The 25,519-nt window shown below is 39.7% G+C and carries 29 protein-coding genes; 17 read left to right on the top strand and 12 right to left on the bottom strand.

Annotated features, from left to right (window positions below):
* Window positions 1–35 precede the first annotated feature (35 nt).
* Window positions 36–701, top strand: a complete 666-nt coding sequence (locus AB8M93_RS03540) for a uracil-DNA glycosylase (protein ID WP_373056257.1) — start codon at window positions 36–38, stop codon at window positions 699–701.
* Window positions 702–792: 91 nt separating this feature from the next.
* Here AB8M93_RS03540 and AB8M93_RS03535 read toward each other — a convergent pair whose 3' ends face one another.
* From AB8M93_RS03535 to AB8M93_RS03500, 8 genes are all read right to left on the bottom strand, one after another.
* Entirely contained in the window at window positions 793–1,221 is a 429-nt protein-coding gene (locus tag AB8M93_RS03535; protein WP_373056256.1) for a hypothetical protein, read from the bottom strand.
* Window positions 1,222–1,279: 58 nt separating this feature from the next.
* A complete protein-coding gene (locus tag AB8M93_RS03530; RefSeq protein ID WP_373056255.1) occupies window positions 1,280–1,861 on the bottom strand; it encodes a hypothetical protein in 582 nt (193 codons plus the stop codon).
* Window positions 1,862–1,884: 23 nt separating this feature from the next.
* Window positions 1,885–2,736, bottom strand: coding sequence for a substrate-binding domain-containing protein (locus AB8M93_RS03525; protein WP_373056254.1), 852 nt, complete (start codon window positions 2,734–2,736; stop codon window positions 1,885–1,887).
* Window positions 2,733–4,790, bottom strand: a complete 2,058-nt coding sequence (gene ppk1, locus AB8M93_RS03520; protein ID WP_373056253.1) for a polyphosphate kinase 1 — start codon at window positions 4,788–4,790, stop codon at window positions 2,733–2,735. Before ppk1 ends, AB8M93_RS03525 begins: the two co-directional genes overlap by 4 nt.
* Before the next feature lie 68 nt (window positions 4,791–4,858).
* On the bottom strand, window positions 4,859–5,731 hold the full coding sequence (locus AB8M93_RS03515; RefSeq protein ID WP_373056252.1) for a nucleoside phosphorylase: 873 nt from the start codon (window positions 5,729–5,731) through the stop codon (window positions 4,859–4,861).
* 1 nt (window position 5,732) lies between these two features.
* Window positions 5,733–6,665 carry a DUF1835 domain-containing protein gene (locus AB8M93_RS03510; RefSeq protein ID WP_373056251.1) on the bottom strand — a complete coding sequence of 311 codons (933 nt, stop codon included), beginning with the start codon at window positions 6,663–6,665 and terminating at the stop codon, window positions 5,733–5,735.
* 30 nt (window positions 6,666–6,695) lie between these two features.
* Window positions 6,696–7,052 carry a translation initiation factor gene (locus AB8M93_RS03505; protein WP_373056250.1) on the bottom strand — a complete coding sequence of 119 codons (357 nt, stop codon included), beginning with the start codon at window positions 7,050–7,052 and terminating at the stop codon, window positions 6,696–6,698.
* Window positions 7,053–7,055: 3 nt separating this feature from the next.
* Window positions 7,056–8,006: an isopenicillin N synthase family dioxygenase gene (locus AB8M93_RS03500; RefSeq protein WP_373056470.1), complete on the bottom strand. Its 951-nt coding sequence runs from the start codon at window positions 8,004–8,006 to the stop codon at window positions 7,056–7,058.
* A gap of 125 nt (window positions 8,007–8,131) precedes the next feature.
* Between AB8M93_RS03500 and AB8M93_RS03495 the strand changes: the two genes are divergently transcribed.
* The 13 genes from AB8M93_RS03495 to AB8M93_RS03435 all read left to right on the top strand — a co-directional run bounded on the left by AB8M93_RS03495 (window position 8,132) and on the right by AB8M93_RS03435 (window position 19,033).
* Window positions 8,132–10,138: an alpha-ketoacid dehydrogenase subunit alpha/beta gene (locus tag AB8M93_RS03495; protein WP_373056249.1), complete on the top strand. Its 2,007-nt coding sequence runs from the start codon at window positions 8,132–8,134 to the stop codon at window positions 10,136–10,138.
* Between the two features lie 129 nt (window positions 10,139–10,267).
* On the top strand, window positions 10,268–10,429 hold the full coding sequence (locus AB8M93_RS03490) for a DUF1328 family protein (protein WP_311499112.1): 162 nt from the start codon (window positions 10,268–10,270) through the stop codon (window positions 10,427–10,429).
* A 91-nt stretch (window positions 10,430–10,520) separates the two neighbouring features.
* Complete coding sequence (locus AB8M93_RS03485) at window positions 10,521–11,000, top strand: lipocalin (RefSeq protein ID WP_373056248.1); 480 nt, start codon at window positions 10,521–10,523, stop codon at window positions 10,998–11,000.
* Window positions 11,001–11,011: 11 nt separating this feature from the next.
* Window positions 11,012–11,707 carry a YiaD family glycine zipper/OmpA-like lipoprotein gene (locus AB8M93_RS03480; protein ID WP_373056247.1) on the top strand — a complete coding sequence of 232 codons (696 nt, stop codon included), beginning with the start codon at window positions 11,012–11,014 and terminating at the stop codon, window positions 11,705–11,707.
* Between the two features lie 78 nt (window positions 11,708–11,785).
* The gene (locus AB8M93_RS03475; protein ID WP_373056246.1) at window positions 11,786–12,913 is read left to right on the top strand and encodes an NAD(P)/FAD-dependent oxidoreductase; all 1,128 of its coding nucleotides are present in this window, start codon (window positions 11,786–11,788) and stop codon (window positions 12,911–12,913) included.
* Window positions 12,910–13,629 (top strand): methyltransferase domain-containing protein, encoded by a 720-nt coding sequence (locus tag AB8M93_RS03470; RefSeq protein WP_373056245.1) that lies wholly within the window; start codon window positions 12,910–12,912, stop codon window positions 13,627–13,629. Before AB8M93_RS03475 ends, AB8M93_RS03470 begins: the two co-directional genes overlap by 4 nt.
* Window positions 13,630–13,633: 4 nt before the next feature.
* Window positions 13,634–14,686: a type III polyketide synthase gene (locus AB8M93_RS03465; RefSeq protein ID WP_373056244.1), complete on the top strand. Its 1,053-nt coding sequence runs from the start codon at window positions 13,634–13,636 to the stop codon at window positions 14,684–14,686.
* Entirely contained in the window at window positions 14,680–15,474 is a 795-nt protein-coding gene (locus AB8M93_RS03460; protein ID WP_373056243.1) for an enoyl-ACP reductase FabI, read from the top strand. Before AB8M93_RS03465 ends, AB8M93_RS03460 begins: the two co-directional genes overlap by 7 nt.
* A gap of 13 nt (window positions 15,475–15,487) precedes the next feature.
* Window positions 15,488–15,937, top strand: a complete 450-nt coding sequence (locus AB8M93_RS03455; protein ID WP_373056242.1) for a 3-hydroxyacyl-ACP dehydratase FabZ family protein — start codon at window positions 15,488–15,490, stop codon at window positions 15,935–15,937.
* A 144-nt stretch (window positions 15,938–16,081) separates the two neighbouring features.
* A complete protein-coding gene (locus tag AB8M93_RS03450) occupies window positions 16,082–17,350 on the top strand; it encodes a beta-ketoacyl-[acyl-carrier-protein] synthase family protein (protein WP_373056241.1) in 1,269 nt (422 codons plus the stop codon).
* A 49-nt stretch (window positions 17,351–17,399) separates the two neighbouring features.
* Window positions 17,400–17,654, top strand: coding sequence for a phosphopantetheine-binding protein (locus AB8M93_RS03445; protein ID WP_373056240.1), 255 nt, complete (start codon window positions 17,400–17,402; stop codon window positions 17,652–17,654).
* On the top strand, window positions 17,651–18,223 hold the full coding sequence (locus AB8M93_RS03440) for a 4'-phosphopantetheinyl transferase family protein (protein WP_373056239.1): 573 nt from the start codon (window positions 17,651–17,653) through the stop codon (window positions 18,221–18,223). The genes AB8M93_RS03445 and AB8M93_RS03440 overlap by 4 nt, the downstream gene beginning before the upstream one ends.
* 93 nt (window positions 18,224–18,316) lie before the next feature.
* Window positions 18,317–19,033 (top strand): MBL fold metallo-hydrolase, encoded by a 717-nt coding sequence (locus tag AB8M93_RS03435; protein WP_373056238.1) that lies wholly within the window; start codon window positions 18,317–18,319, stop codon window positions 19,031–19,033.
* Window positions 19,034–19,155: 122 nt separating this feature from the next.
* On the opposite strand, the gene AB8M93_RS03430 is transcribed toward AB8M93_RS03435, so the two are convergent.
* Entirely contained in the window at window positions 19,156–19,770 is a 615-nt protein-coding gene (locus AB8M93_RS03430) for a hypothetical protein (protein ID WP_373056237.1), read from the bottom strand.
* Window positions 19,771–19,902: 132 nt separating this feature from the next.
* On the opposite strand from AB8M93_RS03430, the gene AB8M93_RS03425 reads away from it, so the two are divergent.
* Window positions 19,903–21,939, top strand: a complete 2,037-nt coding sequence (locus AB8M93_RS03425; protein WP_373056236.1) for an aconitate hydratase — start codon at window positions 19,903–19,905, stop codon at window positions 21,937–21,939.
* 73 nt (window positions 21,940–22,012) lie between these two features.
* Here AB8M93_RS03425 and hpf read toward each other — a convergent pair whose 3' ends face one another.
* The 3 genes from hpf to AB8M93_RS03410 form a co-directional block, all read right to left on the bottom strand.
* Window positions 22,013–22,312: a ribosome hibernation-promoting factor, HPF/YfiA family gene (gene hpf / locus AB8M93_RS03420; RefSeq protein WP_373056235.1), complete on the bottom strand. Its 300-nt coding sequence runs from the start codon at window positions 22,310–22,312 to the stop codon at window positions 22,013–22,015.
* A gap of 176 nt (window positions 22,313–22,488) precedes the next feature.
* Entirely contained in the window at window positions 22,489–23,430 is a 942-nt protein-coding gene (locus tag AB8M93_RS03415) for a cation diffusion facilitator family transporter (protein WP_373056234.1), read from the bottom strand.
* Window positions 23,431–23,469: 39 nt separating this feature from the next.
* Window positions 23,470–24,405 (bottom strand): cation diffusion facilitator family transporter, encoded by a 936-nt coding sequence (locus AB8M93_RS03410; RefSeq protein ID WP_373056233.1) that lies wholly within the window; start codon window positions 24,403–24,405, stop codon window positions 23,470–23,472.
* Between the two features lie 201 nt (window positions 24,406–24,606).
* On the opposite strand from AB8M93_RS03410, the gene AB8M93_RS03405 reads away from it, so the two are divergent.
* Window positions 24,607–24,840, top strand: a complete 234-nt coding sequence (locus AB8M93_RS03405; protein ID WP_373056232.1) for a hypothetical protein — start codon at window positions 24,607–24,609, stop codon at window positions 24,838–24,840.
* A 108-nt stretch (window positions 24,841–24,948) separates the two neighbouring features.
* A complete protein-coding gene (locus tag AB8M93_RS03400; RefSeq protein WP_373056231.1) occupies window positions 24,949–25,491 on the top strand; it encodes a DUF4251 domain-containing protein in 543 nt (180 codons plus the stop codon).
* Window positions 25,492–25,519 lie beyond the last annotated feature (28 nt).

The raw sequence follows: 25,519 nt of genomic DNA, 5'->3' as shown, positions 1-25,519 counted from the left end.
CTACTTTTGAGGTGTTGCAAATTTACTCAATTATAATGAAGGTAGAAATACATCCCAGCTGGAAAAGAGAATTAGAGCAAGAGTTTGAAAAGCCTTATTTTCAAAACCTTGTGGCATTTGTTAAAGATGAATATGCCAATTATAAATGTTTCCCGGCAGGTAAAAATATTTTTTCGGCATTTGAATATTCCACCTTTGAAAATACCAAAGTGGTGATCCTGGGACAGGATCCATATCACGGGGTAAACCAGGCCCACGGCCTTTGTTTTTCTGTAAAAGAAAATGTTGCCGTGCCTCCTTCGCTGGTAAATATCTTCAGGGAAATTGAGGATGACCTCGGGAAACCCGTACCTGATAATGGCAACCTGGAAAGATGGGCAAAACAGGGCGTTTTGCTTTTAAACGCTACTTTAACGGTTAGGGCACACCAGGCAGGATCTCACCAGAACAAAGGCTGGGAACAATTTACAGACAGAGTGATAGAATTCATTTCCGCAGACAAAGAAAACGTGGTATTTCTGTTATGGGGAGGTTATGCCAAGAAGAAAGCTAAAAAAATAGACGCTTCCAAACACCTGATCCTTACCAGCGGGCACCCTTCGCCATTAAGTGCCAATCGGGGTTACTGGTTTGGCAATAAACACTTCAGCAAAACCAATGAGTACCTTAAAGACAAAGGGAAGCAACCCATAGACTGGTAAGCGGAAAAATTGCCATTCCGGCATTTAGGATTTTTCTTCAATTAAGAAAATCTTGAATTAAATGCTTAAAAAGTTAATTGTAAGGTTTTGTTTAGTTGAATTTGTACCGGATTCCCCAGAAACCATTTAAATAAACTTCTTCCCTTTCTACTTCGTATAATGGCTGGAATTCCAGGTGCAAAGAAAAGTTCTTTAAATTGTTGAGAGGCATTATCTGGGCTCCAATCTGCGCCACTATTCCGTTAAAATAATTCAGCACAAAACCACCTCCAAAATAAGTTTTGTAATTTTCCTTTCTCAAATAATTATAGTTCAAAACTACTTCAGGCGTAAATCCGCTGATTGAAGTTCCAGAATATACCCTGAAATCTGCCCATAATTTTTCATTAAAATCATATCCAACTCCTATTTTAGAGAGATTGGAATTTCCAAAATATGCAATACTCACCTGAGATTGCATGGTCTGGAAAGAAAAAAGTATAAATATTATTACAACTAGTTTCTGAATAATTCTTGGCATGATGAATAATGATTGGTATAGTTAGTAATTAAGATTTTGCGAAAACCTTAGCAGTAGATTAAAACCTAAAGCCAAGATTTACATTAAACTGTCCCACAACAATGGGAGAATCTTCGCTTAGAAGATTCCTTCCAATCCCGGCGCTTAAATCAAGGAAAAAGCCTCCGGGAGCCACAAATTTTCCCCCAAGGCCAAAACCAATGGCAAAATCTGTATAGTTGTGGTCTACATCACCTAACATATATCCATTCTCATCATAAATGTAATCATACTCATTATACTCGCCACTGGAGAGCATTCCAAAACCATGAATATAGAATCCACGTGCATAGTTTGAACTGAAGAAATATTTATATTTCCCGGTAAGCGAAAACTTTTTATAAAACGGGTCGCCATCATCCTCATTATCTTTGTTCAGGGCAAGAAAAAATAATTCGCCAGACCAGGTTGAATTCTCATTTATTATTCGTTCATAGGCGAGGTCCACTGCGCCAAATGCTACCAGGTTAAAAGCGCCAATGCTTAATTCATTTTGGGCGGTGTCTCTTGTTTCTAATGTAGAAGAAGCATCTTCTGTTTCCTGTGCGGCAGCAGAAATTCCAAGGCATAGCAATGCCAGCAATAAAATAGGTTTTTTCATGTTTTTGATTGATGAATTACAGCTTACAAACTATGAAGAATTTCTGAATTCCGCACTTTTTTTGGAATAAGTTTTAACTGTCGCAATTTTTCCTGTACTTCATCAAGTTCATTTTCCCTCAACTGGCTGTCACTCCAGGAAGTAATTTTAAGCCAGTTCCTTATATCTTCAATTTTTTGATCATATCTTTCAGCAAGAATTTTATCAATTTCAGGAATATTTTTAAAAGTGCTGGTTTTGGTATTTAAAATTTCCAGCATTTTCTGGATACGCTCAGCATTATACTTTAGTACTTCCTCCCTTACCGCTATCACGAAACAGGGCCAGGGCGTGGGGCAATCGGCTATCAGCCTAAAGGTGTGGTTGTCTACCAATGGTTTTGTAGTAAAATGCTCCCACATAAAATACTGCGCTTTGTCTTCTTTTAGGGATTTTACAGCGCCTTCTACATCGGTAACAATTTTAAATTTTAAATCTTCGATATTCCAGCCGTTATTTTGTGCATTAACGTAGGCCATAAGCTGGGAACCTGAACCCTCTCTGCTAATCGCAGCCTTGGTATTTCTAAGATCTTCCAAATTTTTGTACTTAGAATCTGCCGCAACATGAATTCCCCATACCAAAGGCGAACCAATGTAATTTTGAACAATTTTAGCCGGATTCCCGTTAATGATATCCCGGGTAACGCCTTCGGTTAAAATAACCGCGGCATCAATTTCCCCCGAACGCAAAGCCTGGTTCATGGCCCCGGTTCCATCAGGAAAATCTTTCCAGATCACATTGATTTCTTCTTTATTAAATTCATTTTCTTCTATGCACAAATGCCAGGGAAGATTAAAATGTTCTGGTACGCCGCCAATTCTTATAGATTTCATGATGAAGTATGTTTTTCTTTTAGGTAATTGTATATTTCATGTTGAGAACGGTTAGCCTTTTCGCCATTTTCCTGCTGTACATATTTGTTATCTTCCCAGACGTCCTGAATCCTCGCTTTTACATTGTCATTCAGCTGAATATTCAGTATATCTTTGAATTCTGCAGCGATCTCTTTGTCCATCACGGGGGAGATCACTTCAATACGCCTGTCCAGGTTTCTGCTCATCCAGTCTGCACTTCCGTAGAAAATTTTTTCATCTCCGGCATTTTCAAAAATATAGATCCGGCCATGCTCCAGAAAACTATCAACAATACTGGTAATATAGATATTTTCACTTAAACCCTTTACCCCGGGAATCAGGCAGGTAAAGCCTCTAACCAGTAGCCGGATTTTAACGCCCGCCGCGCTGGCCTTATAGAGAAGTTCGATCATTTCCCTGTCTTCCAGGCTGTTCATTTTAGCTGTAATACCGGCTTTTTTACCTGCCCTGGCATTTTCAATTTCGTTATAAATAAGTTTGCTGAACTTCTGTCTTGTGGAAAAAGGGGAAATAAGGAGATTTTTTTCCCTTGGAATAAGCAATTCTCCTTCCAACACCTTAAAGAGCCGCATTAATTCTTTTGCAATATGCTGTTCAGCAGTAAAAATGGCGTGATCGCAATAAATTTCTGAGGTTTCGCTATTAAAATTTCCCGTTCCTATATAGGCAAAATGTTTGTCATGGCCATTTTCTAAACGGCTAATGAGCATTATTTTAGAATGAACTTTTACTTTGGGATAACTGTAAATAACATGTGCTCCCTTTTCTTCAAACTTCCTGCCCCATATTATATTATTTTCTTCATCAAAACGGGCTTTGGCCTCAACAAAGACGGTTACTTTTTTACCATTTTCAAGAGCCTGCAAAAGGCAGGAGGTAAGCCGGGATTCATCGGCTACGCGGTAGAGAGAGATCTTTATATCGGTTACCTCTTCATCATTTACGGCCTGTTCAAGAAAATTTTCAACATATTCAAAAGACATGTAGGGGAAATGCACCGCCTGGTCTTTTTCTGAAATTGTCCTGAAATAGTCCCTGCTTTTGTCCAGGTTTTTATGTGGAATCGTAGGCCGTTTCTCCAGGTGTAATTCTTTGTTACCGGTAGGATCGGGAAAGGAAAAGAAATCTTTAAAATTATGATATTTCCCTCCTGGCATCATGTCTATTTTGCCGAGATTGAGCAGTTTTCTCAGCTTTTTCTGAACCTCCGGGGGCATATTTGCGTCATAAAGCAACCGGGTGGGTTGCCCTTTAGTCCTTTGTTTCAGGGAGTCATATATTTTTTGTGAAAGTTCCCCTTCATAAATATCATGAATGTAAAGCTCGGCATCCCGGGAAAGTTTTATTTCAAATATTCCGGTAATTTCCTGCTGCGGAAAAAGTTCTTTCAGCTTAAACCGTACAATTTCATCTAAATAGGTAATAAAATTATCATTTTCCCCCACCTTTAAAGGAACAAACCTCCCGCAATTTTTTACAGGAATATTTACGATTCCCAGTTTGTTTTCATTTTTAAAAGTAATTAGAAAATATAATATGGCATTTTCTAGGAACAATTCATTTTCATCCTGAAGGTCCAGTAGCACCGGTTTTAAATAGGCTTTTACTTTTTTGCTGAAGAATTCTGAAGCAAATTCCTGTTGTTCGGCATTAAAATGTTCAGAATCTAAAAGATGGATTCCGTTTGCAGCGAGTTCAGGGATTATTTGCTTTTTATAAAGCACACCAAATTTCTCCTGCTGGATTTTTACCTGCTCAATAATTTGTTTGGTAATCCTGCTGGGGCGCAGGGCAAGTCTTTTACGAATGCTTTTTTTTACCCTCTTCATTTGCCGCAACTGGGAAACCCTCACCCTGAAATATTCATCTAAATTCGAGGAGAAAATTGCCAAAAATTTAATGCGCTCGTAAAGCGGATTGATTTTGTCTGCGGCCTCTTGTAAAACCCTTTCATTAAAACTTAACCAGTTAAGGTCGCGGTGTCTGAAGCGGTTTTCATCAGGTTCCTGCATAAAGAAATGTTTAGGCCCAAAAATACAAAGAAGGCCATGCCATGAAGTTTAATTTTCTGTTAAATAAGCTATTGTGCAACTAGTTTGTCCAGGCAGTATTTAATAAGACGTTCTACCACCTCTTTAGGATCTTTACTAAAGGTCCCGCCTGCCCTGTTTGCTATAACGGCATTCATAGAAACCGCCCGGTGCCCAAGCAATTTTGAAAGTCCGTAGATGCCGGAAGTTTCCATTTCAAGATTAGTAATTCTCTTTCCATTCCAGGAGAAACTTTCTAATCTCTGATTTAATTGGGGATCTTGCAGCGGCAAACGCAATATCCTGCCCTGTGGCCCGTAAAAACCAACATTAGTACCTGTTATTCCTTTAAAAACTTCTTCTGAAGCCATTCTCTCCGCCAGCTCGCTGTTGCAGTCTACTGCATATGGATAAGACTTTTGGGGAGGCCATTCCAGATGTTCCATTAATTTTTTTGCAAAGGTTAAATCCTGTATGCTTTTGCTATCGTAAAAATGTAGTAAAGCATCAAATCCCACCGCCTTCTCCGTCATTAAAAAAGAATCCACCGGGATATCTTTCTGGATAGAACCAGTGGTACCAATACGCACAATATCAAGGCTTTGAAGTTCCTCTTTTAAAGATCGTGTTTCAAAATCAATATTTACAAGAGCATCAAGTTCATTAAATACAATATCTATATTGTCTGTTCCAATTCCCGTGGATACCACGCTAATCCTTTTACCTTTATAAAACCCGGTTTGGGTATGGAATTCCCTTTTTCTCACCTTAAATTCTACGGAATCAAAATGAGTGGTTACCCGGTTCACCCTGTCCGGGTCTCCTACCACTATAATGGTATCCGCAATGTTTTCAGGTAATAAATTTAAATGGTAGATGCTCCCGTTTGTATTCAGGATAAATTCTGATGCTGCTAAGCTCATATTAAAGTTTTAGTAATCTGTGCGATTCAGGATCGTAAAGGAAGTCATACATCTTGGCCCCGCCAAAATATTCTTCATTTTTAAGCTGCCTGTAAAAATTCTTAGTTCCATTTATGGCCTGCTCTCCTTCTTTAGATAATATTACTTTATCATTTTCCAGAAGGTAAAACCCCTGCAACTTGGTAAGCAAACGTTTCATCTGGGTGTCGCTGTAGCCGTAATAGCCCTGATATTCCAAAGCATAACCCAAAAGTTGGTTTTCTGAAGAAATTTCATGACGGTTAATTATTTTCAGAACATGACTTTCCAATGAATTAATTCCGGTGGTACTGTTTGGAAAGCGCTCTATATGTGCTCGTATACAACTGGAAAGATATTCAAAATTAGAGTTTCTTTTAATCTGGGATTTAAGTTGCATAGGATTGTTACTGCAATACAATTCCCATATATATTCGGCAATTTCAAGATCGTCTGATGTGAGTTTGATCCTGTTTTTATAATGGCTAAAAAGTTGTTTACTGCTAAGCTGGCAAAGGGATTTTTGTCCTTCGTCTCCTTCCAGCTTTTTGCTGCAAACCAGGTGCATAGGCACTTCCTTTTTATTGCTAAGGAAAAAACTTATTGCAGCAATCATATTAATATGGCAAAAAAGATCAAATTCAAACCATAGTACCACCGCATCATACTCTTCTATTCGCTTTAGAAGTTGGAGTTGAGACAGGAATTTTTCTTCATAATCTTCAGCAGATATCCCATATGTTTGCTCTAAAAATCCCTTTCGTAGCCTGATAAATTCATTACTCCCAACTTCTTGTGCTGTGGGGCCTTCACATAATAATTCCCTCCAGACAATACTTTCTCCCGGGATATCAAGCTCCTGCATTTTATCTGCCAGGCTGTCGCCATTAATAATGTGTATGGTTTTACTGCTCATAAATTTAGATAAAAAAGCGTGGCGGAGTTTTTAACCTCCAACACGCTTTACATTATAGCCGTCTTTCTCAAGCAGCTGCATTATTTTTTCACGATCGTCTCCCTGTATAATAATCTCGCCATCTTTGGCAGAACCGCCAACGCCGCATTTCTTTTTCAACTTCTTCCCTAAGGCTATGAGTTCTTCTTCAGGGCCTTCAAAACCTTTTATGATAGTTACGGTTTTCCCGCCACGGCCTTTACTGCTAAAATGTGCTTCCAGCTCCTGTTCTTCAGGTTTTAAATTCTGATGTTGATCTTCTTCGGAAAATTGATTTTCATCAAAATCTTCATCAGTTGAAAAAACAAAACCTCCAAGATCTTCCAGTCCCAGTTTCTTCTTTGCCATAACTTACTTTTTTAGTAATCCTATCTCCACAAGCCGCTGATGTAAAAATTCACCTGCGGTAATATCTTCATATTGTTTAGGATGCTCTTCATCTATACATTCTTCCAGGCAGTTTAGTGGCATTTCGCTTCTGGGGTGCATAAAAAATGGAATGGAATAACGTGGTTTGCCCCATTCTTCTTTAGGCGGATTGATAACGCGGTGTACTGTGGAACGCAGTTTATTATTGGTTAGCCTTTCCAGCATATCCCCAACATTAATCACAAGCTCATCCTCCTGCGGAATGGCATCAATCCATTCCCCGTCTTTCCTCAACACCTGAAGCCCCCCGGTGGAAGCTCCCATTAATAAGGTAATTAAATTGATGTCGCCATGTGCTCCGGCACGTACAGCCCCCTTTGGCTCTTCGGTAATTGGCGGGTAGTGTATAGGTCTCAGAATGCTGTTTCCATTACTTGCCCAATGGTCAAAATAATGCTCCTCCAGCCCAATATGGAGAGCAAGGGCTCTAAGAACATAAATTCCGGTTTTTTCCAGCATCCGGTAAGCCTCCATACTTACATGATTAAAATCTTTTAATTCTTCTACATGTACATTTTCAGGGTATTCTTCGGTAAGGTTTGCATCTTCGGCAGGCTCCTGTCCAAAATGCCAGAATTCCTTAAGATCTCCTTCTTTTTTTCCTTTTGCATGTTCTTTTCCGAAGGAAATATAGCCTCTTTGCCCTGCAAGTCCTTCAATTTCATATTTGCGTTTGGTTTCCAGCGGAAGGTTAAAAAATGATTTTACCTCTTTGTAAAGTTCATCTACAAGTTCATCACTTAAAAAATGATTTTTAAGGGCCACGAAACCTATTTCTTCATAAGCTTTGCCAATTTCATCAACAAATTTTTGTTTTTTATCAGGATCATCAGAGAGAAAATCAGCCAGATCTACGCTGGGAATATTATTCATTGCCATATTGTGTGGTATTTATTTATAGAGTCAATAGACAAATTTAAATAAATAAAGCGAGATGCCGTAAAAATTTAAGTTTCCGGGCATATAGAAATTTAAGTACATTTGATAAACTTCATTTTATGCCACTACATAAAAGAGCTTCCTGTATTTTTGATTATGATCGTGGTATGCTGGATGCAAATCAACTTCTTGATTTGTATCAATCTATGCTAAAACCACGTTTAATAGAAGAAAAAATGCTTATCCTCTTAAGGCAGGGAAAAGTATCTAAATGGTTTAGCGGGATTGGCCAGGAAGCGGTGGCGGTAGGAGTGACCAAGGCACTAAGGCCAGATGAATACCTTCTTCCCATGCATCGCAACCTGGGCGTTTTTACCGGCAGAAACATTCCTCTACATAGGTTATTCTCCCAGTGGCAGGGAAAAGCAGGAGGATTTACAAAAGGCCGCGACCGCAGTTTCCATTTTGGTAGCCAGGAGTATCACATTATTGGGATGATTTCTCATTTAGGCCCCCAACTTGGAGTGGCAGATGGGATTGCCCTTGCCCACAAAATTAGAAAGGAAAATAAGGTAACCGCAGTTTTTACAGGAGAAGGCGGTACCAGTGAAGGCGATTTTCATGAAGCTTTAAACCTCGCTGCTGTATGGGATTTGCCGGTATTATTTTGTATTGAAAATAATGGCTACGGCCTTTCCACTCCTGTAAATGAACAATACCGTTGCAAAAACCTGGCAGATCGCGGCGCAGGTTATGGTATGGAATCACATATTATAGAAGGAAATAATATACTTGAAGTTTATCAAAAAACTTCTGAAATAGCCAGAAGTATGCGTGAAAACCCCAGGCCGGTGCTTTTGGAATTCAAGACCTTTCGTATGAGGGGGCATGAAGAGGCCAGTGGCACAAAGTATGTGCCTGAAGAATTTATGGCTTCCTGGTCTTTAAAAGATCCTATAGAAAATTACAGGAATTATCTCCTAAAAGAAGGCATACTTACGCCGCAAATTCAACAACAGTTTGAGCAGGAAATAAAACTTGAAATAGAAGAAAACCTCAGCAAATCTTTTTCTGAAGAACAGGTGTCATTTAATGAATCAAATGAGTTAAATGATGTTTTTAAAGAATTTGAATATCAGTATAATAGGAATTTAGAAAAAACCGAAAATATACGTTTTGTAGATGCTGTTTCACAGGCACTTCGGCAGTCTTTTCAAAAGCATGAGAACCTGGTTTTAATGGGACAGGATGTGGCCGAATATGGTGGGGTCTTTAAAATAACGGAAGGCTTTGTAGCAGAATTTGGTAAAGAACGTATTCGCAATACGCCCATTTGTGAATCTGCTGTGGTGGGTGCAGCTATGGGCCTTTCTATCAATAACATGAAAGCGGTTGTGGAAATGCAATTTTCAGATTTTGTGAGTTCCGGATTTAATCCCATTGTAAACTATCTGGCCAAATCCCATTACCGCTGGAATCAACCTGCAGATGTGGTAATACGTATGCCTTGCGGTGCTGGGGTTGGTGCTGGTCCTTTCCACAGCCAGACCAATGAAGCCTGGTTTACAAAAGTCCCGGGTTTAAAAGTATTATATCCGGCCTTTCCTTACGATGCCAAAGGTTTGCTGAATGCTGCAATTAACGATACTAATCCAGTGCTTTTTTTTGAGCATAAAGCTTTGTATAGGAGTGTGCGGCAGGATGTTCCTGAAGAATATTTTAGCCTGCAGATGGGGAAAGCTTCCATTATAAAAGAAGGTAATAAAATCACAATAATCTCGTATGGCGCAGGAGTACACTGGGCTCTTGAAGCTATTGAGGAAATGGAAATTAGGGAGGTAGAGATAATAGATCTGCGAAGCCTTCAGCCTTTAGATTTTTCAACAATTTTTCAATCGGTTCGAAAAACGGGGAAAGTGTTGGTCCTTACTGAAGATTCCCTCTTTGGTAGCATTGCTTCAGAAATTGCCGCACAAATTTCAGAAAACTGCTTTCAATATCTTGATGCCCCGGTATTTAGGGTAGGAAGCATGGAAACTCCCATTCCCTTTGCCGCTTCCTTGGAACAAGGATACCTTCCTAAACAACGACTGAGGGAAAAGCTACTTCAATTAACAGAATACTAATATTTTAACAACTTTAGAGGTAATTAATTAAGATCTATTAACATAACCACTGTTAAAGTATTAATAATCTTTTGCCTGCCGCAGAGGGGTAGAGTACTTTAGTTATAGCTAATCAATAATTCAATTATTATGATACGACTAATTATTATTTTCTTAATTATCGCTATAATCGCTGCAATCTTTGGTTTCGGTGGAATAGCTGAGGGAGCTGCCGATATCGCCCAAATTATCTTTTGGATATTTGTTGTATTACTGGTAATCTCTCTTTTAAGCAGATTATTTAGGAAATAAGGAGAATTAAAAACAAAAATAAATCCAATGTATTTTTTCGGCAAATGCCGGCATTTGCATTGGGTTTTTATTTTAATTAAAAACAAGTAAAATGAAAAAGATTTTCACCGTACTCATTGTCTCGGTATTTATTTTTTCCTGCGGAACCAGCAAGGTGGCTAAAGAAGCCCGTAAAACCTTTGATGGTGGATGGACGCTAACCAGTGTTACCTATCCGCAGAACACGGGTACATTTAATGTCACTTTATTAAATGACGCTTCGGCTTCCTGTTTTGAAAACAGTACCTGGGATTTTGTTTCCAATAACAACCAGGGAACTTACACGCTGCAGGGCGCTAATTGTGCCAGTGGAACACGTTATTTTAACTGGTCTATAGATGAAGAGAACACTCCGCAGGGAATGTATGATTTTCTTCTGAAACCAACAGATGAAAATGCGAATTCTACAATGGGAGGACAGGGATTCCGTATGAATCTTAGAAGTCTTAGCCAGGATAGTATGGTTTGGGAACAAACCGTAATGCTTGAAGGGGAACCTTTTGTAATACGAATGAACTTTAGTAAAAATTAAAAATGAATGTTATGAGAAAATCAACAAATAAATATTTCGCCATCCTTTTTGCCATGTGCATGTTAGTGGGATGCGAGGCAACTAAAAATGCCAATAATAAGCAAAAAGGCGCGGTGATAGGCGCAACTAGCGGAGCGGTGATAGGCGGGGTTATCGGTAATAATACCGGAGATGGCAACACTGCACTTGGAGCCATTATTGGCGGGGTTGTTGGTGGTGCCGCTGGCGGTTATATTGGTAACCGGATGGATAAACAGGCCAAGCAGATTGAAGAAGAAATTCCGGGTGCAGAAGTAGAAAGAGTGGGAGAAGGCATTAATGTAACCTTCGATGAAAACAGCGGAGTTTATTTTGCTACAGATAAAGCAAATATAAATGCAGAGTCTGAGCAAACCTTGAACAAATTGTCTTCTATTTTAAAAGAATACCCAGATACCAATGTACTTGTGGAAGGACATACAGATGATACAGGCCCTGAAAGCTATAATTTAACCTTATCCAAAAATCGTGCACAGGCGGTAACTAATTATCTTGTAAATAACGGAAACCTTTCCCAGGGACGGTTTACCACAAAATGGTATGGAGAAGCCCAGCCAAAGTATGACAATACTACGGCAGAGGGCAGGGCCAAGAACAGGCGAGTGGAGTTAGCCATTGTTGCAAGTGAGGATCTTAAAGAAAAAGCCAAGCAGGCAACTGAAGAATAAAAATTTCTTTACCATAAACATTTCCTAAATCCCGGTCCTTAACCGGGATTTTTTTATTCTTTTAAGTATCTTCAATTTATGGGAGATGCAGATATCGCAATTATTGGAGGAGGTTTGGCCGGTTTAACAGCTGCAATACATCTGTCTGCCAACAACTTGGATGTTGTGCTTCTGGAAAAAGAAAAATTTCCCCACCACAAGGTTTGCGGGGAATATCTTTCGCAGGAGATATTGCCATACTTTTCAGCTTTAAAAGTGGATATTTCCTCTCTGGCCCCTAAAAGGATTAAGCGCCTGGAATTTAGCACTTCTACCGGCCGCACTATTGCTTCCGCTTTAAAAATGGGAGGGCTTGGGATAAGCAGGTATGCTTTAGACAATTTTTTATATGAAAAGGCTTTGGAAAAAGGGGCTACAATCCTCCAGGAAATAGTTACCAATGTTGAGTTTAAGGAGAACTCTTTTCTGGTAAATTGCGCAGGGGGAAATAAAATTAAAGCCCGTTTTGTATTAGGTGCTTTTGGAAAGCGTTCTCTGATGGATAAAAAACTGGATCGGGATTTTATTCGGAAAAAATCCGGATGGCTGGCCGTAAAGGCACATTATCGTCAGGATCAATTTGATGAGGAACTGGTTTCCCTCAACAATTTTAAAGGTGGCTATTGTGGCCTTTCCAAAGTGGAGAACGGCAATGTGAATGTTTGCTACCTGGCGACTTATGAGAGCTTCGGGAAATATAAAAATCCTGAAGATCTTAAGGAAAATGTCCTTTTTAAAAATCCTGTACTGAAAAGCTTTTTTGAAAAAGCCCAGCCACTTTTCGACAAAGATCTCACCATAGCCCAGGTTTCTTTTGATAAAAAATCTGTTGTAGAAGATCATATACTAATGCTGGGAGATGCCGCCGGATTAATCCATCCGCTTTGCGGCAATGGGATGGCTATGGCTATTCACAGTGCAAAAATTGCTTCGGAAGCGATTATAGCTAATTATAAAAAGGAAATTAGGGACAGGCAGGCTGTTGAATTTTCATATAAAAATGAGTGGGAGAAAAATTTTAAAACCAGAATGAGAACCGGCAGGATTCTTCAAAAAATATTGCTGAATCCAGGCCTGGCCGAAATTTCTCAAAATATGATTAAAAAAATGCCCTTTCTAATTCCTGAAATTATTAAAAGAACCCATGGAAAGCCTTTAGCAGCATGAGTAAAATTGATACTTCCAGAAGAACCGATTTAGCCGAAGTCATGGATGATTTTGAACTAAGCGGGAAGGAATTAAGAAAAACCCTGCAGGACCTGGATAATATCAATAAGTGGCTTGGAGGGAACCAGATCACCTTAGACGGTGTGAAAACCCTGCTAAAAGATATTCCGAAAGAACAAAAAATACGCATTGCAGATGTTGGCTGCGGCAACGGCGCAGTACTAAGGGAGATCGCCAAATGGGGAAGAAAAAAGGGAAGAAAATTTCAACTGGTGGGTATTGATGCTAATCCTCATGCTATAGCGATTGCGAGGGAGTTAAACACTTCTTACCCGGAACTGCAATTTTCAGCATTAAATATTTTTAGCGAAGAATTTAAGAGCCAGAAGTACGATATTATCCTTTGCACACTCACGCTGCATCATTTTAAAGATGAGCAAATTGTAAGCTTGTTGAAAGATTTTTATAATCAGGCAACTTTAGGAATTGTGATTAATGACCTCCACCGAAGCAAAACAGCTTACAGGTTATTCCAGGCATTTTGCAAAGTATTTATCAATAATGAAATTGCCCGTAAAGATGGTTTAATCTCCATCCTGCGTGGTTTTAAAAAAGAAGAAATAGCCATAATGGCTTCCAAACTTCCTTCACTAAAACAAAATATAAGCTGGAAATGGGCTTTTCGCTACCAGTGGATTATAGAAAAAGAACACTAAATTTATGAGCGTAAAAGTTATAAAAGCAGTAAAGGAACTTCCAAAATATTCCAGGAAAACAACAGAAGTTATTCCTATGGTAGAAGGCTGGCTGGAAGGGCAGGAGGAAAGATTTCGCCGGAAGATTGTAAAAATTTTTGAAGGAGCCGGGGTAGATAAAAGATACTCTATCATGTCCCCGGAAGAAGTTTTCACTTCTACTTCTTTTGAAGAAAAGAATGATATTTATGCCCGGGAAGTTAAAAAACTGGGCAGGAAAGTATTAAAAAATGCTTTAGATGCGGCCTCATGGCAACCGCAATCACTGGATTATATCATTACCGTAAGCTGTACGGGAATTATGATCCCTTCCCTGGACGCTTATCTTATTAATGAACTTCAGCTAAAGCAGGATATTACCAGGTTACCGGTAACAGAAATGGGTTGCGCCGCAGGAATTTCCGGAATGATCTATGCCAATAATTTCCTGAAATCGAACCCAGGAAAAAGAGCTGCCGTAATTGCTGTAGAAAGTCCTACCGCCACCTTCCAGCTGGAAGATTTTAGTATGGCTAATATGGTTAGCGCGGCTATTTTTGGAGACGGGGCAGCCTGTGTTTTGCTTTCTTCGGAAGAAAATGCTAAAGGGCCCGAAATACTGGCTGAAGAAATGTACCATTTTTATGATGCCACACACCTCATGGGCTTTGGGCTTACCAATGCAGGGCTTCAAATGATCCTGGATCCTGCAGTCCCCGAAACCATTTCAAACCGCTTTGAAGATATTATTTTCCCTTTTCTGAAAAAAAACAACAGCAGCATAGAAAAGGTGAACCATCTTATTTTCCATCCGGGTGGGAAAAAAATTGTGCAAACAGTGTCTGATCTTTTTGGTAACTTAGGGAAGAATATAGATGATACCCGGGAGGTGCTTCGCCTGTACGGGAATATGAGCAGTGCCACCGTGCTTTATGTTTTGCAGCGGTTTTTAGAAAAAGATATTCCTGAAGGGGAACAGGGAATAATGCTGAGTTTTGGCCCCGGATTTTCAGCGCAAAGAATTTTATTGCAATGGTAGAAGAATTTAAAGACAAAAATTACTGGGCGCTAATCCTTGGGGGAAGTAGCGGCCTTGGTTATGCCAGTGCCTGTAAACTGGCAAAACATGGCATGAATATTATTATCGTGCACAGGGACCGCAGGTCTGAAATTCCCAATATTGAAGAGTCTTTTGATGAAATAAGAGAGACGGGAGTAGAATTTGAAAGTTTTAATGTAGATGCCATTCAGAAGGAAAAAAGGGCGAACCTGGTAGACCAGATAACTGAAATTGTTGGAAAAGAAGGAAAAATAAGGACGTTGTTACATAGCATTGCCAAAGGAAACCTTAAGCCAATGATAGGGAAAGAAGAGCAGCTGGAAAATATAGATTTTCAGCTTACCATAGATGCCATGGCCTTAAGCCTTTACGACTGGACTCAGGATATTTTTAAGGCAGGCCTTTTTGCCAAAGATGCCCGTATTATTTCTTTTACAAGTGAAGGCAATAAGAAAGCCTGGAAGAATTATGCCGCCGTCTCAGCCGCAAAAGTTACCCTGGAAGCCTTAACCAGAAATATTGCGCTGGAATTTGCGCCGCATGGGATAAGAGCAAATTGCATCCAGGCAGGGATTACCGTTACCAGGTCTTTCCAAATGATCCCAGACAATGAAACCCTGCACACTCACGCCCTAAAACATAATCCTTTTAAAAGGCTTACCGTACCCAAAGATGTGGCAAATGCGGTTTACCTCTTAAGCAAGGATGAAGCCAGCTGGATAACCGGCACTATTATTCCTGTTAATGGTGGCGAACATTTAATGTAAAACCTGAATGCCTGTGAATGCTAATACGCTACTTTCCCAACTACCCTATACAGATCCTTTTTTATTTGTAGATCATATTCATACTATTGATGAAAATAGTGTTTCCGGCAGCTACTCTTTCCCTGCTGATGCTTTCTTTTATAAAGGACACTTTAAAGACAATCCCATTACGCCCGGGGTAATTTTAACTGAATGTATGGCACAAATTGGTCTGGTATGCCTGGGAATTTTTTTACTAAGCCAGGATAAACCTCAGGATACAACACCAGGTGTGGCAATGACTTCTTCGGAAGTGGAATTCCTTAAGCCGGTGTTTCCGGGGGAGCAGGTCACCGTAAAATCAGAAAAGATCTATTTTAGATTCCAAAAGCTGAAATGCCGGGTGGAAATGTTTGATGCTGAAGGGAATCTAATTTGTAAAGGAATCCTGGCGGGAATGATGAAGGGAATGGAAAGAAGTTAGATAAAAGTAGAGGTTAGAAATTCAAAATGATAATGGGTAACGGCCGGTAAGAAAAAGAAAAATGGAGTTAAAATTGCCTCCAAAAACAAATACCATACAGCATATCCATAAAAAACCTACAAAAACAAACTGCAAACCTACAAAATGAAGAAACGTGTGGTAATTACCGGCCTTGGCGTGGCTGCTCCCAATGGAGTTGGAATTAAGGATTTTGAATGGGCTGTCAAAACAGGTAAAAGCGGGATAACCTACCACGAGGAGTTACATAAACTTAATTTTAGCTGCCAGATAGGGGGCAGGCCACAAATTTCAGAAGAAAAGATAAAAGAATATTTTACTCCTTTGCAAATGCGGGGCCTTAACAGCAGCGGAATTGTTTACGGGGTAATAGCGGGTACAGATGCCTGGAAAGATGCCGGATTGGCAACTTCTGCGGAAGAAAGCCCAGACTGGAATTCGGGGATTATCTTTGGAACCGGAATCCTGGGAGTAGATAAATTTCGGGAAGCCATTCACCTAATTGATGAAGGCAAAACCAGAAGATTAGGCAGTACCAGCGTTATCCAGACCATGGCCAGCGGGATAAGTGCCTATTTGGGAGGGATTTTAGGATGCGGCAATCAGGTTACTACAAATTCTTCTGCCTGTATTACAGGCACTGAGGCTTTACTAATGGGTTATGAACGCATCCGGTTGGGAAAAGCAAAAAGAATGTTGGTTGGAAGTTGCGGAGATGACGGGCCTTATGTTTGGGGAGGCTTTGATGCTATGCGAATCCTCCCGGGAAAGTATAATGAGAATCCTGAAAAAGCTTCCCGTCCCATGAGTACCACAGCGGCAGGTTTTGTTCCCGGCAGTGGGGCAGGAGCTTTGCTTCTTGAAGACTTGGAATCTGCCGTACAAAGAGGAGCCACAATTTATGCTGAAGTTTTAGGCGGGGAAGTGAATAGTGGCGGCCAGCGCGGTGGAGGTAGTATGACAGCAGCCAACAATGAAGCTGTCCAACGTTGTATAAAAGGAGCTTTAAAAAACGCAGGAATAAAACCCGGAGAAATTGATGCGATAAACGGGCATTTAACCGCTACCGGCGGAGATGTGGCAGAAGTAAGAAACTGGAAGGAAGCCTTGCAACTTAAAAAAAAGGAGTTTCCTTTTATTAATTCTCTTAAAGGCATGGCCGGGCATTGTTTAAGTGCTTCAGGCAGTATAGAATGCGTGGCCGGGGTTTTGCAGTTATACAAAGACTTTATTTTTGGAAATATTAATTGCGAAGATCCCCATCCCCACATAACCGGAATAATACCTTCGGAAAAAATCCTGCAGCAAACGCTGGAATGTTCTTCCAGGATATTAGCCAAAGCCAGCTTTGGTTTTGGAGATGTAAATGCCGTGGTTATCTTTAAAAAATATTGAAGCTTTTTAGACCTTATACACTAAACTTAAATTTTTTATTATTTACAGAATGACAGATCTTGAAATAACAGAGCGGATAAAAAAAATTGTGACTCCATACGTACAACGCCAGGAAGGTTTGGAAAATTTTAATAAACAAACAGATTTTCTGAATGATCTAAAAATAAATTCCGCCAACCTGGTAGATGTGATTTTGGATGTGGAAGATGAATTTGATATTGAAATTGATAATGATTCTATGGAAGGCATGTTGACTGTAGGTGATGCAAAAAGGATCATCCAGGCAAAACTGGAGGAGAAGTGATAGGGAACGATATTGTTGATTTAGAGCTTGCCGCTAGGGAAAGCAATTTTATGAGACCCGGATTGCAGGAGAAAGTTTTAACTGAAGCGGAGCGATATGTAATAAGAACTTCAAAGTTCCCGGAAGAGCAATTCTGGCTGTTTTGGACCATGAAGGAGGCTGTCTACAAAGCGCACCAGCGCAGGTTTAACCTATCTAGGAAATTCAATCCTAAAGAGTTTAAGTGCAGTTGCAAGGTTTCTATGGATTTTAGAATATCTGGAACTGTTTATATTCAGAATTTTAAATATTCTACAGATGCTAAACTTTCAGAAGGATTTATTCACTGTCTTGCCACAGCTTCACCTTCCGAAGAGATAAAATTTAAAATTTTCAGCGAAAAAACGGCTCTAAAAAAAGCGCTAATATCCTCTTTCTCCAGGCTTCACAGGCTCCAATCAGAAGATGTTGAAATTTTAAAACATCCTAATGGCATTCCGCAGCTGCTCTATTGTGGAAAGCATAAACGGCACGCTTTCTCGCTCTCCCATCACGGAAGATTTTCAGCATTTGCATATGCCGTTAATTAACTGCTAAAAGGCAGTTAAACCCTTCTAAAAAACCTTTGAGAAGAAGTTGTTGAATTTGTATCTTGAAGAAACTAATTTAAAATCAAGATATATATGAAGACTGTAGATAAGATGGAGGTATTGCACAGCCAGTCGGCTGAATTTATTAAGCAGGGAGAAACGGGGAAATTCCTGAAACTTATTCCCGATACATTTATAATAAAAGGAGAAGAAAAAGATGGCGTTTTTAACCAGGGATATGCCATAAGACACATAAACCGCCAGGACATGATCCTTATTGATGTGGTGGAAGAATCTACTAAAAATGCTGTTAAAAAACTGGTGGAAGATGGGTACAGAATTAAAGGAATTTTAATTACCTGTGATCATATTATGGATTCTGCCTATGCAGATCTTGCAACAATTTCTAAAGATGCCGGCGGAGCTCCGGTTTTTGCACATCCCAGAAATAACTTTAAAGACAACTTTAAAACCAAAGATATTACCGCCAAAGAAACGGTTCTAAAGGATTTTGCGCTTAAAGTAATTGATCTACCGGGCAATGGAGGAGAATCTGTGTTGATATATTCTGAGATCAACGATGGTATGCTTTTCCCCGGCGAAGATGCGGTGGGATCTAACTATGATTCCGATCTCAACACCTTCAGCCGTCCTGAAAATGAGAATAAAAATAATGATTATGGATTAGCTGAAAGCTGGAGCGCTTTTGAAGATCCGTTCACATATTTCTTCCCCAGAAAAGGCAAACCAGGATTTAATCTTGAAGAAGGGCATCAAATTGATATCCTCAATAACCTTAGCAGAAGCTAATTATTCTAATATAATATTCTGGAAAAGGCCATTTTAAAGTATCAGCTGGCTCCTTCAACATCCTGTTAAACAGGGGTCGGGAAGAGAGATAACTAAAACAGGGATATTTTCAAATGGCCTTTTTAAGTGGTTTGCTTTTCTTCTTTTGGCTGATTATTTCTTGATTCTTCCTTTTGTTGTTTTTCCTTTTGTTGCTTTTGCGCTTCTTCCCTGGCTTCATCATTATCTTCAGAATTCACAAGTGGATGATCTTTAACGCCAAGGCCAACAATCAGGATGATATTGGCTATAGTACCATATAACATAGTGACTATCGCTATTAAACCACCGCCAAGTATAGCCGCCATCCCAAGGCTGATGTAGTAAATGGTAACATACCAGTTTTCCGGCACTTCATGGCTTTCCACTATAGGCAGATTGAGCATTAAAAAGGTTATAATCGCAGTTATAATGAGTGCGGTATCATACTTTGCCAGCCTTAGCACATCCTGGTAATGCTTTTGAGTAAGGCTGGAATCTGCTGCACGGCTAATGCTTAGCAATGTAAGCATTAACGCAAGAATGGTGGAAGAGCCAAGAATTACTGTGTTGCACAGCATATTAATCCCTGAGAGTGAAGACGAGAGCAGTTCCATGGCTTTGTATCCAGATAATTCCCCCAGTATAAAAGTTCCGGTTCCCATTACAACAGTAGATACCACCCCGCCAACAATGGCGCGTTTTAAAATTATATCCATTTATTTCTTATTTGCGATTTTTTGGAATAGGATTGAAAATAAGGAAAACAGGGAAGCAAATGCTATAAGATATTGTTAAATGGCCTATAGGTTTGAATCTATTTTGATAATTTGAAGCTAAAATCTCCAACTATGTCACAATTAAACGTAACACAAAAACTGATTAAAGAACACCTGCTTGAAGGAGAGATGACTCCTGGAAAAGAAATAGGGATAAAAATTGACCAGGCTTTGCTCCAGGATGCAACCGGAACACTGGTACAACTTGAACTTGAAGCAATGGGGCTTAAAAAGGCGAAAACCGAAGTTGCCGTACAGTATGTAGATCACAACCTGTTGCAAACAGATTTTAAAAATGCTGATGACCACCTGTTCCTGTTAAGCGCAGCACAAAAATTTGGCATTTGGTTTAGCCGGCCAGGAAATGGGGTTAGCCATCCGGTACATATGGAGCGATTTGGGAAGCCTGGAAAAACCATGGTGGGATCAGACAGTCACACTCCGGCAGCAGGATCCCTTGGAATGCTAGCGATAGGTACAGGAGGGCTGGATGTTGCAGCCGCTATTGCCGGCCAGCCTTATTTTGTTAAAATGCCCCAGGTAATGGGAGTAAAACTCACGGGAAAGTTACCCGACTGGGTGAGTGCTAAGGATGTAATACTGGAAATGTTGCGAAGATATGATGTAAAAGGTGGAGTGGGAAAAGTAATTGAATATTATGGTGAAGGATTAAAACATCTAAATGCCATGGACCGCCATGTAATTGCCAATATGGGAGCGGAACTTGGAGCCACCACCACAGTATTTCCCAGCGACCAGGAAACCAAAAGGTTCCTGAAATCCCAGCACAGGGAAGAGGACTGGAGGGAATTATTGCCAGATGAAGGTTGCGAATACGATTTGCATGATGAAATTATATTGGATGACCTGGTTCCTTTAATAGCCCTGCCTACCAGCCCGGGAAATGTGGTGCCGGTTAGTGAAGTGGCGGGTAAAACCATAAGCCAGGTGGTAATTGGATCCTCTGCCAATCCCGGTCTTAGGGATTTTTGGATGGCTGGAGCCATTGTAAAAGGCAAATCTGTAAATAATGATGTTTCTTTTGATGTGAATCCCACCTCACGGCAGATTATTCAGAATATGATAGAAAATAAAGCCTTTGCCAATCTTATTACCGCGGGGGCTAGATTTCACCAATCGGGCTGTATGGGGTGTATAGGAATGGGACAGGCACCTGCATCAGGGACCATTAGCTTGCGTACCATGCCAAGAAACTTCCCCAGCAGGTCCGGAACAGAAGATGACCAGGTACATTTGTGTAGCCCTGAAACAGCAGCAGCTTCAGCATTAACCGGTAAAATAACCGATCCGCGCGATATGGAGAAGTTGTATAATATGACTTATCCAAAATATGAGCAGCCGGAAATGGAAATTATCAATACAGATATGCTTGTGGAACCTGCAGAAAATGGAGATGAAGTAGAACTAAAAAAAGGTCCTAATATTAAGTCTCTTCCTGAAATTCAACCCTTAGCAGACAGTGCAGATGTACCGGTGTTATTAAAGATGGAAGATAATATTTCTACAGATGAGATCCTGAGAGCAGGAGCTGAAGTATTGCCTTTTAGAAGTAACCTGCCTGAGATTAGTAAATTCTCTTACTCTGTAATAGACAAAACTTTTTACGAAAGAGCACAAAAAGCCAAGGAAGATTTTGGAGGACATATAGTGGTAGCCAGGGATAATTATGCCCAGGGTTCCAGCCGGGAACACGCTGCCCTTGCTCCCAAATACCTTGGACAGGTGGCTGTAATTGCTAATAGTTATGCGCGCATTGCATGGCAAAATCTGGTAAATTTTGGGATACTTCCTCTGGAATTTATCAATCTGGAAGACTATGGCAAAATCGAGCAGGGAGATGTGGTAAGCTTTAAGAATTTAAGACAGGATGTAGAGCAGAGAAATAATATTAAGGTACGGGTTCAAAAAGCAGCAAAAGGAAGTGAGCCTGTGGAATTTGAAGTAAAACATTCTATGAGTGATCGCCAGATAAGGGTGTTACTTAAAGGAGGTATTATTAATGAATTTAAATCCAGGTTAACTAATGAAGAGGTATCTTCAGTAGATAAAAATACCATTACCGGCAATTCTCGCGAACAGGTTAAATAAACAATAGATTTCCAGTAAAAAGAAAAGCCCCTTGTGAATCAAAGGGGCTTTTAATACTTAAAGCAGCTAGATTTTAATGCGTACTCATTTTAGCTTTTTGCTTTTCCAGCTGTTTTTCAAGATCCCTTACTGCAGATGTTGCAGCGGCTTCAAAACTATCTTTGTTAGCTTCAGCAAATATTTGCGGCCCGGGGACACTTAACTTTATATTGCAAATAAAACCATTGGGATCCTGCCCCTCCTGCTTTTTGAAATGTACTTCGGCACGAACTATAAAGTCGTACTTAGTTTCAAGTTTTTCTAATTTTTTCTGAGTGTAATCTTCGAGGCGTTCACTTTTCTGAAGGTGAACAAATTCATAATTGGTCTCCATAAAATCTTTTTTTATTCCCTACAATAAACCTATTTTGACAAAGCTCTCCAAGATAATTATGCCTTTATAAAGAAACATTTAAGATAGCATTTTGATTCTGAAAACAGCTATGAAAAACAGATCGGCCAGGACGCTGGTGCATGTTTTTGAAATCCGGAAGCGGGATCCTCGACTAATTAGGAATTTTTTGGCGAAGCTGAAGAGGAGTCTTCCATACCATTTATAACCTGTATATAGATCTGGCTAATTTTTGGTTGTTTTTTCTGGATCTCTTCACGGAGTTCCTGCATTTTTTCTTCAGCTTCTTCCAGGTTCAGTCCTTCAGAAAGTTTAATTTCCAGGATCAAAAGAATATTTTCAGGAGAAAAATGCATGGTCTTTGGAAATTTCCATTGCTCAATGTAATTCCGGGATTTAAGAACCTCTTCAATGCCACTTAAAACAGAAGAACGGGCACTTTCCCCAAGCAGCAAACCCTTGCTTTCATGGGCAAGGAAAGTAGCCACAGTAAGCAGCAGGGCTCCAATGCAAATAGACGCAATCCCGTCAAAAAGTGGATTTTGATAATGTACTGAAAGGAAAATTCCCAGGATGGCAATTATAATTCCCGTTACAGCAGCACTGTCTTCTATAATTACTGCAAAAGTGGAAGCATCTTTGCTTTCTATTATATTACTGATAATGTTGCCGGGATGATCGTGAGATTTGTTGAATTTGCGAAGAGAAATTATAAGAGAAGTTCCTTCAAATAAGAACGCGGCGGCAAGCACCACGTAGTTCCACGTGGGATCATCTATAAGTTCAGGATGCTGGAGGGAATGTATGCCCTCATAAATAGCAAAACCACCCCCAAGGGCAAATATGAGGATACTCACCACAAAACTCCAAAAATATACTTCTTTTCCGTAACCAAAAGGATGATGACGGTCTGCCTTTCTTTTAGATCTACTAACTCCAAGGAGCAGTAGAAATCCGTCTCCGGTATCTACCAGGGAGTGTATTCCTTCAGCAAGCATTGCAGAACTTCCTGTAAAAATAGCGGCGATAAATTTACTCACTGCAATTAAAATATTAGCTGTTATAGCGCCGTAGATGGCGATATTAGAATTGCCCGCCATAGATTAAAATCAATTTAAAATTAGTAGATTCATTTATGTTTAACTTTCCCCGGCAATCCGGTTCCTCACCTTTTCTGTGGTCTGTATATATACCTGGGTAATAGTGGGCTGCTTTTTCTTTATTTCAAGACGTAAGCTTTCCATGGTTTGTTCTGCCTGGCTCAGTTCCAGGTCGTCTATTAGGTCAATTTCTATAACCAGCAAAATATTTTCAGGGCCAAAATGCATGGTTTGCGGCAGAGACCATTCCTTTACATTACTATTGCGCTGCATAATTTTTTCAACTTCATTAATTACCTCGGGGTGAGCACTTTCCCCAAGCAGCAGCCCTTTGCTTTCTTTAGCTAAAAATGTTGCTACTACCAGCAAAAGAGAACCAATAACAATAGAAGCAGCACCATCTATATAGGGATTCTGCAACTGCTGAGATAAGAAAACGCCTATTAATGCAATACTTAAACCTGCCACGGCTGCGGTATCTTCAATAATCACTGCGAAAGTAGCCGCATCTTTGCTCCTTACAATGCTGCTAATGAGATTACCAGATTTAGCACGTGATTTATTAAAGGTTTTTAGGGCCACAAAAAGAGCAGTCCCTTCAAAAAGTATTGCGGCACCCAAAACGATATAATTCCAAGTAGGATCTTCAATAACCGTAGGTTCCTGAAGTGCATGAATTCCCTCATAAATGGCAAAGCCGCCCCCAAGCGCAAAAATGAGAATACTTACCACAAAACTCCAGAAGTATACTTCTTTCCCGTAGCCAAATGGATGCATCTTATCTGGTTTTTGTTTAGATCTTTTAATCCCCAGCAGCAGGAGGAGACCGTTCCCTGTATCTACCAGGGAATGAATTCCTTCTGCCAGCATTGCAGAACTTCCTGTAAAAAACGCAGCTGTAAATTTGCTAATTGCGATAAGTAAATTGGCACCTATAGCACCGTAAATGGCAATGTTTGATCCGCCTGCGGCCATATTTTTTGGTTTGGTTAGTGAATGCAAAATACAATAATCTTATTCACGAAGACAAGAGGAAACCAATTTTAGAATTTCTTTGGCATCTGTAACAGATAATTAAAAAGTAAGTAAAGGTTTAACTTGAAGTTCCTGCTAAAATTATTTTAAATTGTTTGTACTTTCCAACTACTATTGTACCTTAAATAAAAAAGTACAAACATGTCAGATAAAAGAAAAGAGAAAGATCACGCAGATTTTCAAGATAAATACAGGAGATCTTCTAATTTTGGAAGAGAAGAAAAAGACGATCGCTTAAAGGTGAAAGGGGATGGAACTTTAAAAACTGATGAAGATCAGGAGGGCCTATCGGAAGAAGAGAAGGAGCATATAAAAAAAGTGACCGATTCTGTTGCCGATGAAGATAAACGTGAAAATGACAATGAGAAGAGGTAAATTAGCAATAGCAATAGGAGTGGGGCCGTTAGCAGCGTAAAATTTTTCTAAAAGTTTAATCCGTAAGCACATTAGCCTTACGGCCTGTACCTAAGATTTTAGTTGAATATGAAATACAAGAAAAGCGTCTGGAATATTACTGGCTGTAAAGCTGGGCTTAAAAACTTTACGCTATTGCTATGTGTTTTTAGCGGTTTTTGCCTTAATTCCTGTGGAAGTTCTTCTGAAGTAACTTCCGGTAATAATAGTCTGGACCTTGTGCAAAGTGGCGCTTTTGAAATACAGAACCAGTGGGCAATTCCTTTAGGTGCTGGAATGATTAATTTAATTGGCAATCCTAATTATATAAGATTTAAAAAAGATAGTGACAGCGTTGAAATTTTTCTGCCTTATTTTGGGGTAAGACATTCAGGTGGTGGCTACGGGGATTCCGGCGGAATTAAATTTGAAGGCATACCTAAAAACCTTTCCGTCGAAAATTTAAACCGGGATGGTTTGCAGGTACAGTTTGAAGGAAATAATGGAAATGAAAATCTCCAGTTTATAGTAAAAGTTTTTGAGAATGGGAACGCTACAACTTCAGTAAACAGCTCTCAGAGAAATTCCATTTCTTATCGCGGTACTATTTCACCTTTAGAAGAAGAGGAATAATTCAATCCATCTGTTGCCAGGAATATGA

This window comes from Autumnicola aciditolerans (assembly GCF_041679265.1).
Lineage (GTDB): Bacteria > Bacteroidota > Bacteroidia > Flavobacteriales > Flavobacteriaceae > Autumnicola.
This window is presented reverse-complemented; position numbering and strand designations above follow the sequence as displayed.

Bases quoted from the DNA above. Each gene is read 5' to 3' on its own strand.
- AB8M93_RS03460 (WP_373056243.1), top strand. From the start codon at position 14,680: ATGGTAGAAGAATTTAAAGACAAAAATTACTGGGCGCTAATCCTTGGG.
- AB8M93_RS03530 (WP_373056255.1), bottom strand. From the start codon at position 1,861: ATGAAAAAACCTATTTTATTGCTGGCATTGCTATGCCTTGGAATTTCT.
- AB8M93_RS03535 (WP_373056256.1), bottom strand. From the start codon at position 1,221: ATGCCAAGAATTATTCAGAAACTAGTTGTAATAATATTTATACTTTTT.
- AB8M93_RS03400 (WP_373056231.1), top strand. From the start codon at position 24,949: ATGAAATACAAGAAAAGCGTCTGGAATATTACTGGCTGTAAAGCTGGG.
- AB8M93_RS03510 (WP_373056251.1), bottom strand. From the start codon at position 6,665: ATGAGCAGTAAAACCATACACATTATTAATGGCGACAGCCTGGCAGAT.
- AB8M93_RS03435 (WP_373056238.1), top strand. From the start codon at position 18,317: ATGAAGACTGTAGATAAGATGGAGGTATTGCACAGCCAGTCGGCTGAA.
- ppk1 (WP_373056253.1), bottom strand. From the start codon at position 4,790: ATGCAGGAACCTGATGAAAACCGCTTCAGACACCGCGACCTTAACTGG.
- AB8M93_RS03405 (WP_373056232.1), top strand. From the start codon at position 24,607: ATGTCAGATAAAAGAAAAGAGAAAGATCACGCAGATTTTCAAGATAAA.
- AB8M93_RS03515 (WP_373056252.1), bottom strand. From the start codon at position 5,731: ATGAGCTTAGCAGCATCAGAATTTATCCTGAATACAAACGGGAGCATC.
- AB8M93_RS03410 (WP_373056233.1), bottom strand. From the start codon at position 24,405: ATGGCCGCAGGCGGATCAAACATTGCCATTTACGGTGCTATAGGTGCC.
- AB8M93_RS03415 (WP_373056234.1), bottom strand. From the start codon at position 23,430: ATGGCGGGCAATTCTAATATCGCCATCTACGGCGCTATAACAGCTAAT.
- AB8M93_RS03490 (WP_311499112.1), top strand. From the start codon at position 10,268: ATGATACGACTAATTATTATTTTCTTAATTATCGCTATAATCGCTGCA.
- hpf (WP_373056235.1), bottom strand. From the start codon at position 22,312: ATGGAGACCAATTATGAATTTGTTCACCTTCAGAAAAGTGAACGCCTC.
- AB8M93_RS03425 (WP_373056236.1), top strand. From the start codon at position 19,903: ATGTCACAATTAAACGTAACACAAAAACTGATTAAAGAACACCTGCTT.
- AB8M93_RS03505 (WP_373056250.1), bottom strand. From the start codon at position 7,052: ATGGCAAAGAAGAAACTGGGACTGGAAGATCTTGGAGGTTTTGTTTTT.
- AB8M93_RS03430 (WP_373056237.1), bottom strand. From the start codon at position 19,770: ATGGATATAATTTTAAAACGCGCCATTGTTGGCGGGGTGGTATCTACT.
- AB8M93_RS03485 (WP_373056248.1), top strand. From the start codon at position 10,521: ATGAAAAAGATTTTCACCGTACTCATTGTCTCGGTATTTATTTTTTCC.
- AB8M93_RS03525 (WP_373056254.1), bottom strand. From the start codon at position 2,736: ATGAAATCTATAAGAATTGGCGGCGTACCAGAACATTTTAATCTTCCC.
- AB8M93_RS03445 (WP_373056240.1), top strand. From the start codon at position 17,400: ATGACAGATCTTGAAATAACAGAGCGGATAAAAAAAATTGTGACTCCA.
- AB8M93_RS03540 (WP_373056257.1), top strand. From the start codon at position 36: ATGAAGGTAGAAATACATCCCAGCTGGAAAAGAGAATTAGAGCAAGAG.
- AB8M93_RS03495 (WP_373056249.1), top strand. From the start codon at position 8,132: ATGCCACTACATAAAAGAGCTTCCTGTATTTTTGATTATGATCGTGGT.
- AB8M93_RS03450 (WP_373056241.1), top strand. From the start codon at position 16,082: ATGAAGAAACGTGTGGTAATTACCGGCCTTGGCGTGGCTGCTCCCAAT.
- AB8M93_RS03500 (WP_373056470.1), bottom strand. From the start codon at position 8,006: ATGAATAATATTCCCAGCGTAGATCTGGCTGATTTTCTCTCTGATGAT.
- AB8M93_RS03475 (WP_373056246.1), top strand. From the start codon at position 11,786: ATGGGAGATGCAGATATCGCAATTATTGGAGGAGGTTTGGCCGGTTTA.
- AB8M93_RS03480 (WP_373056247.1), top strand. From the start codon at position 11,012: ATGAGAAAATCAACAAATAAATATTTCGCCATCCTTTTTGCCATGTGC.
- AB8M93_RS03465 (WP_373056244.1), top strand. From the start codon at position 13,634: ATGAGCGTAAAAGTTATAAAAGCAGTAAAGGAACTTCCAAAATATTCC.
- AB8M93_RS03470 (WP_373056245.1), top strand. From the start codon at position 12,910: ATGAGTAAAATTGATACTTCCAGAAGAACCGATTTAGCCGAAGTCATG.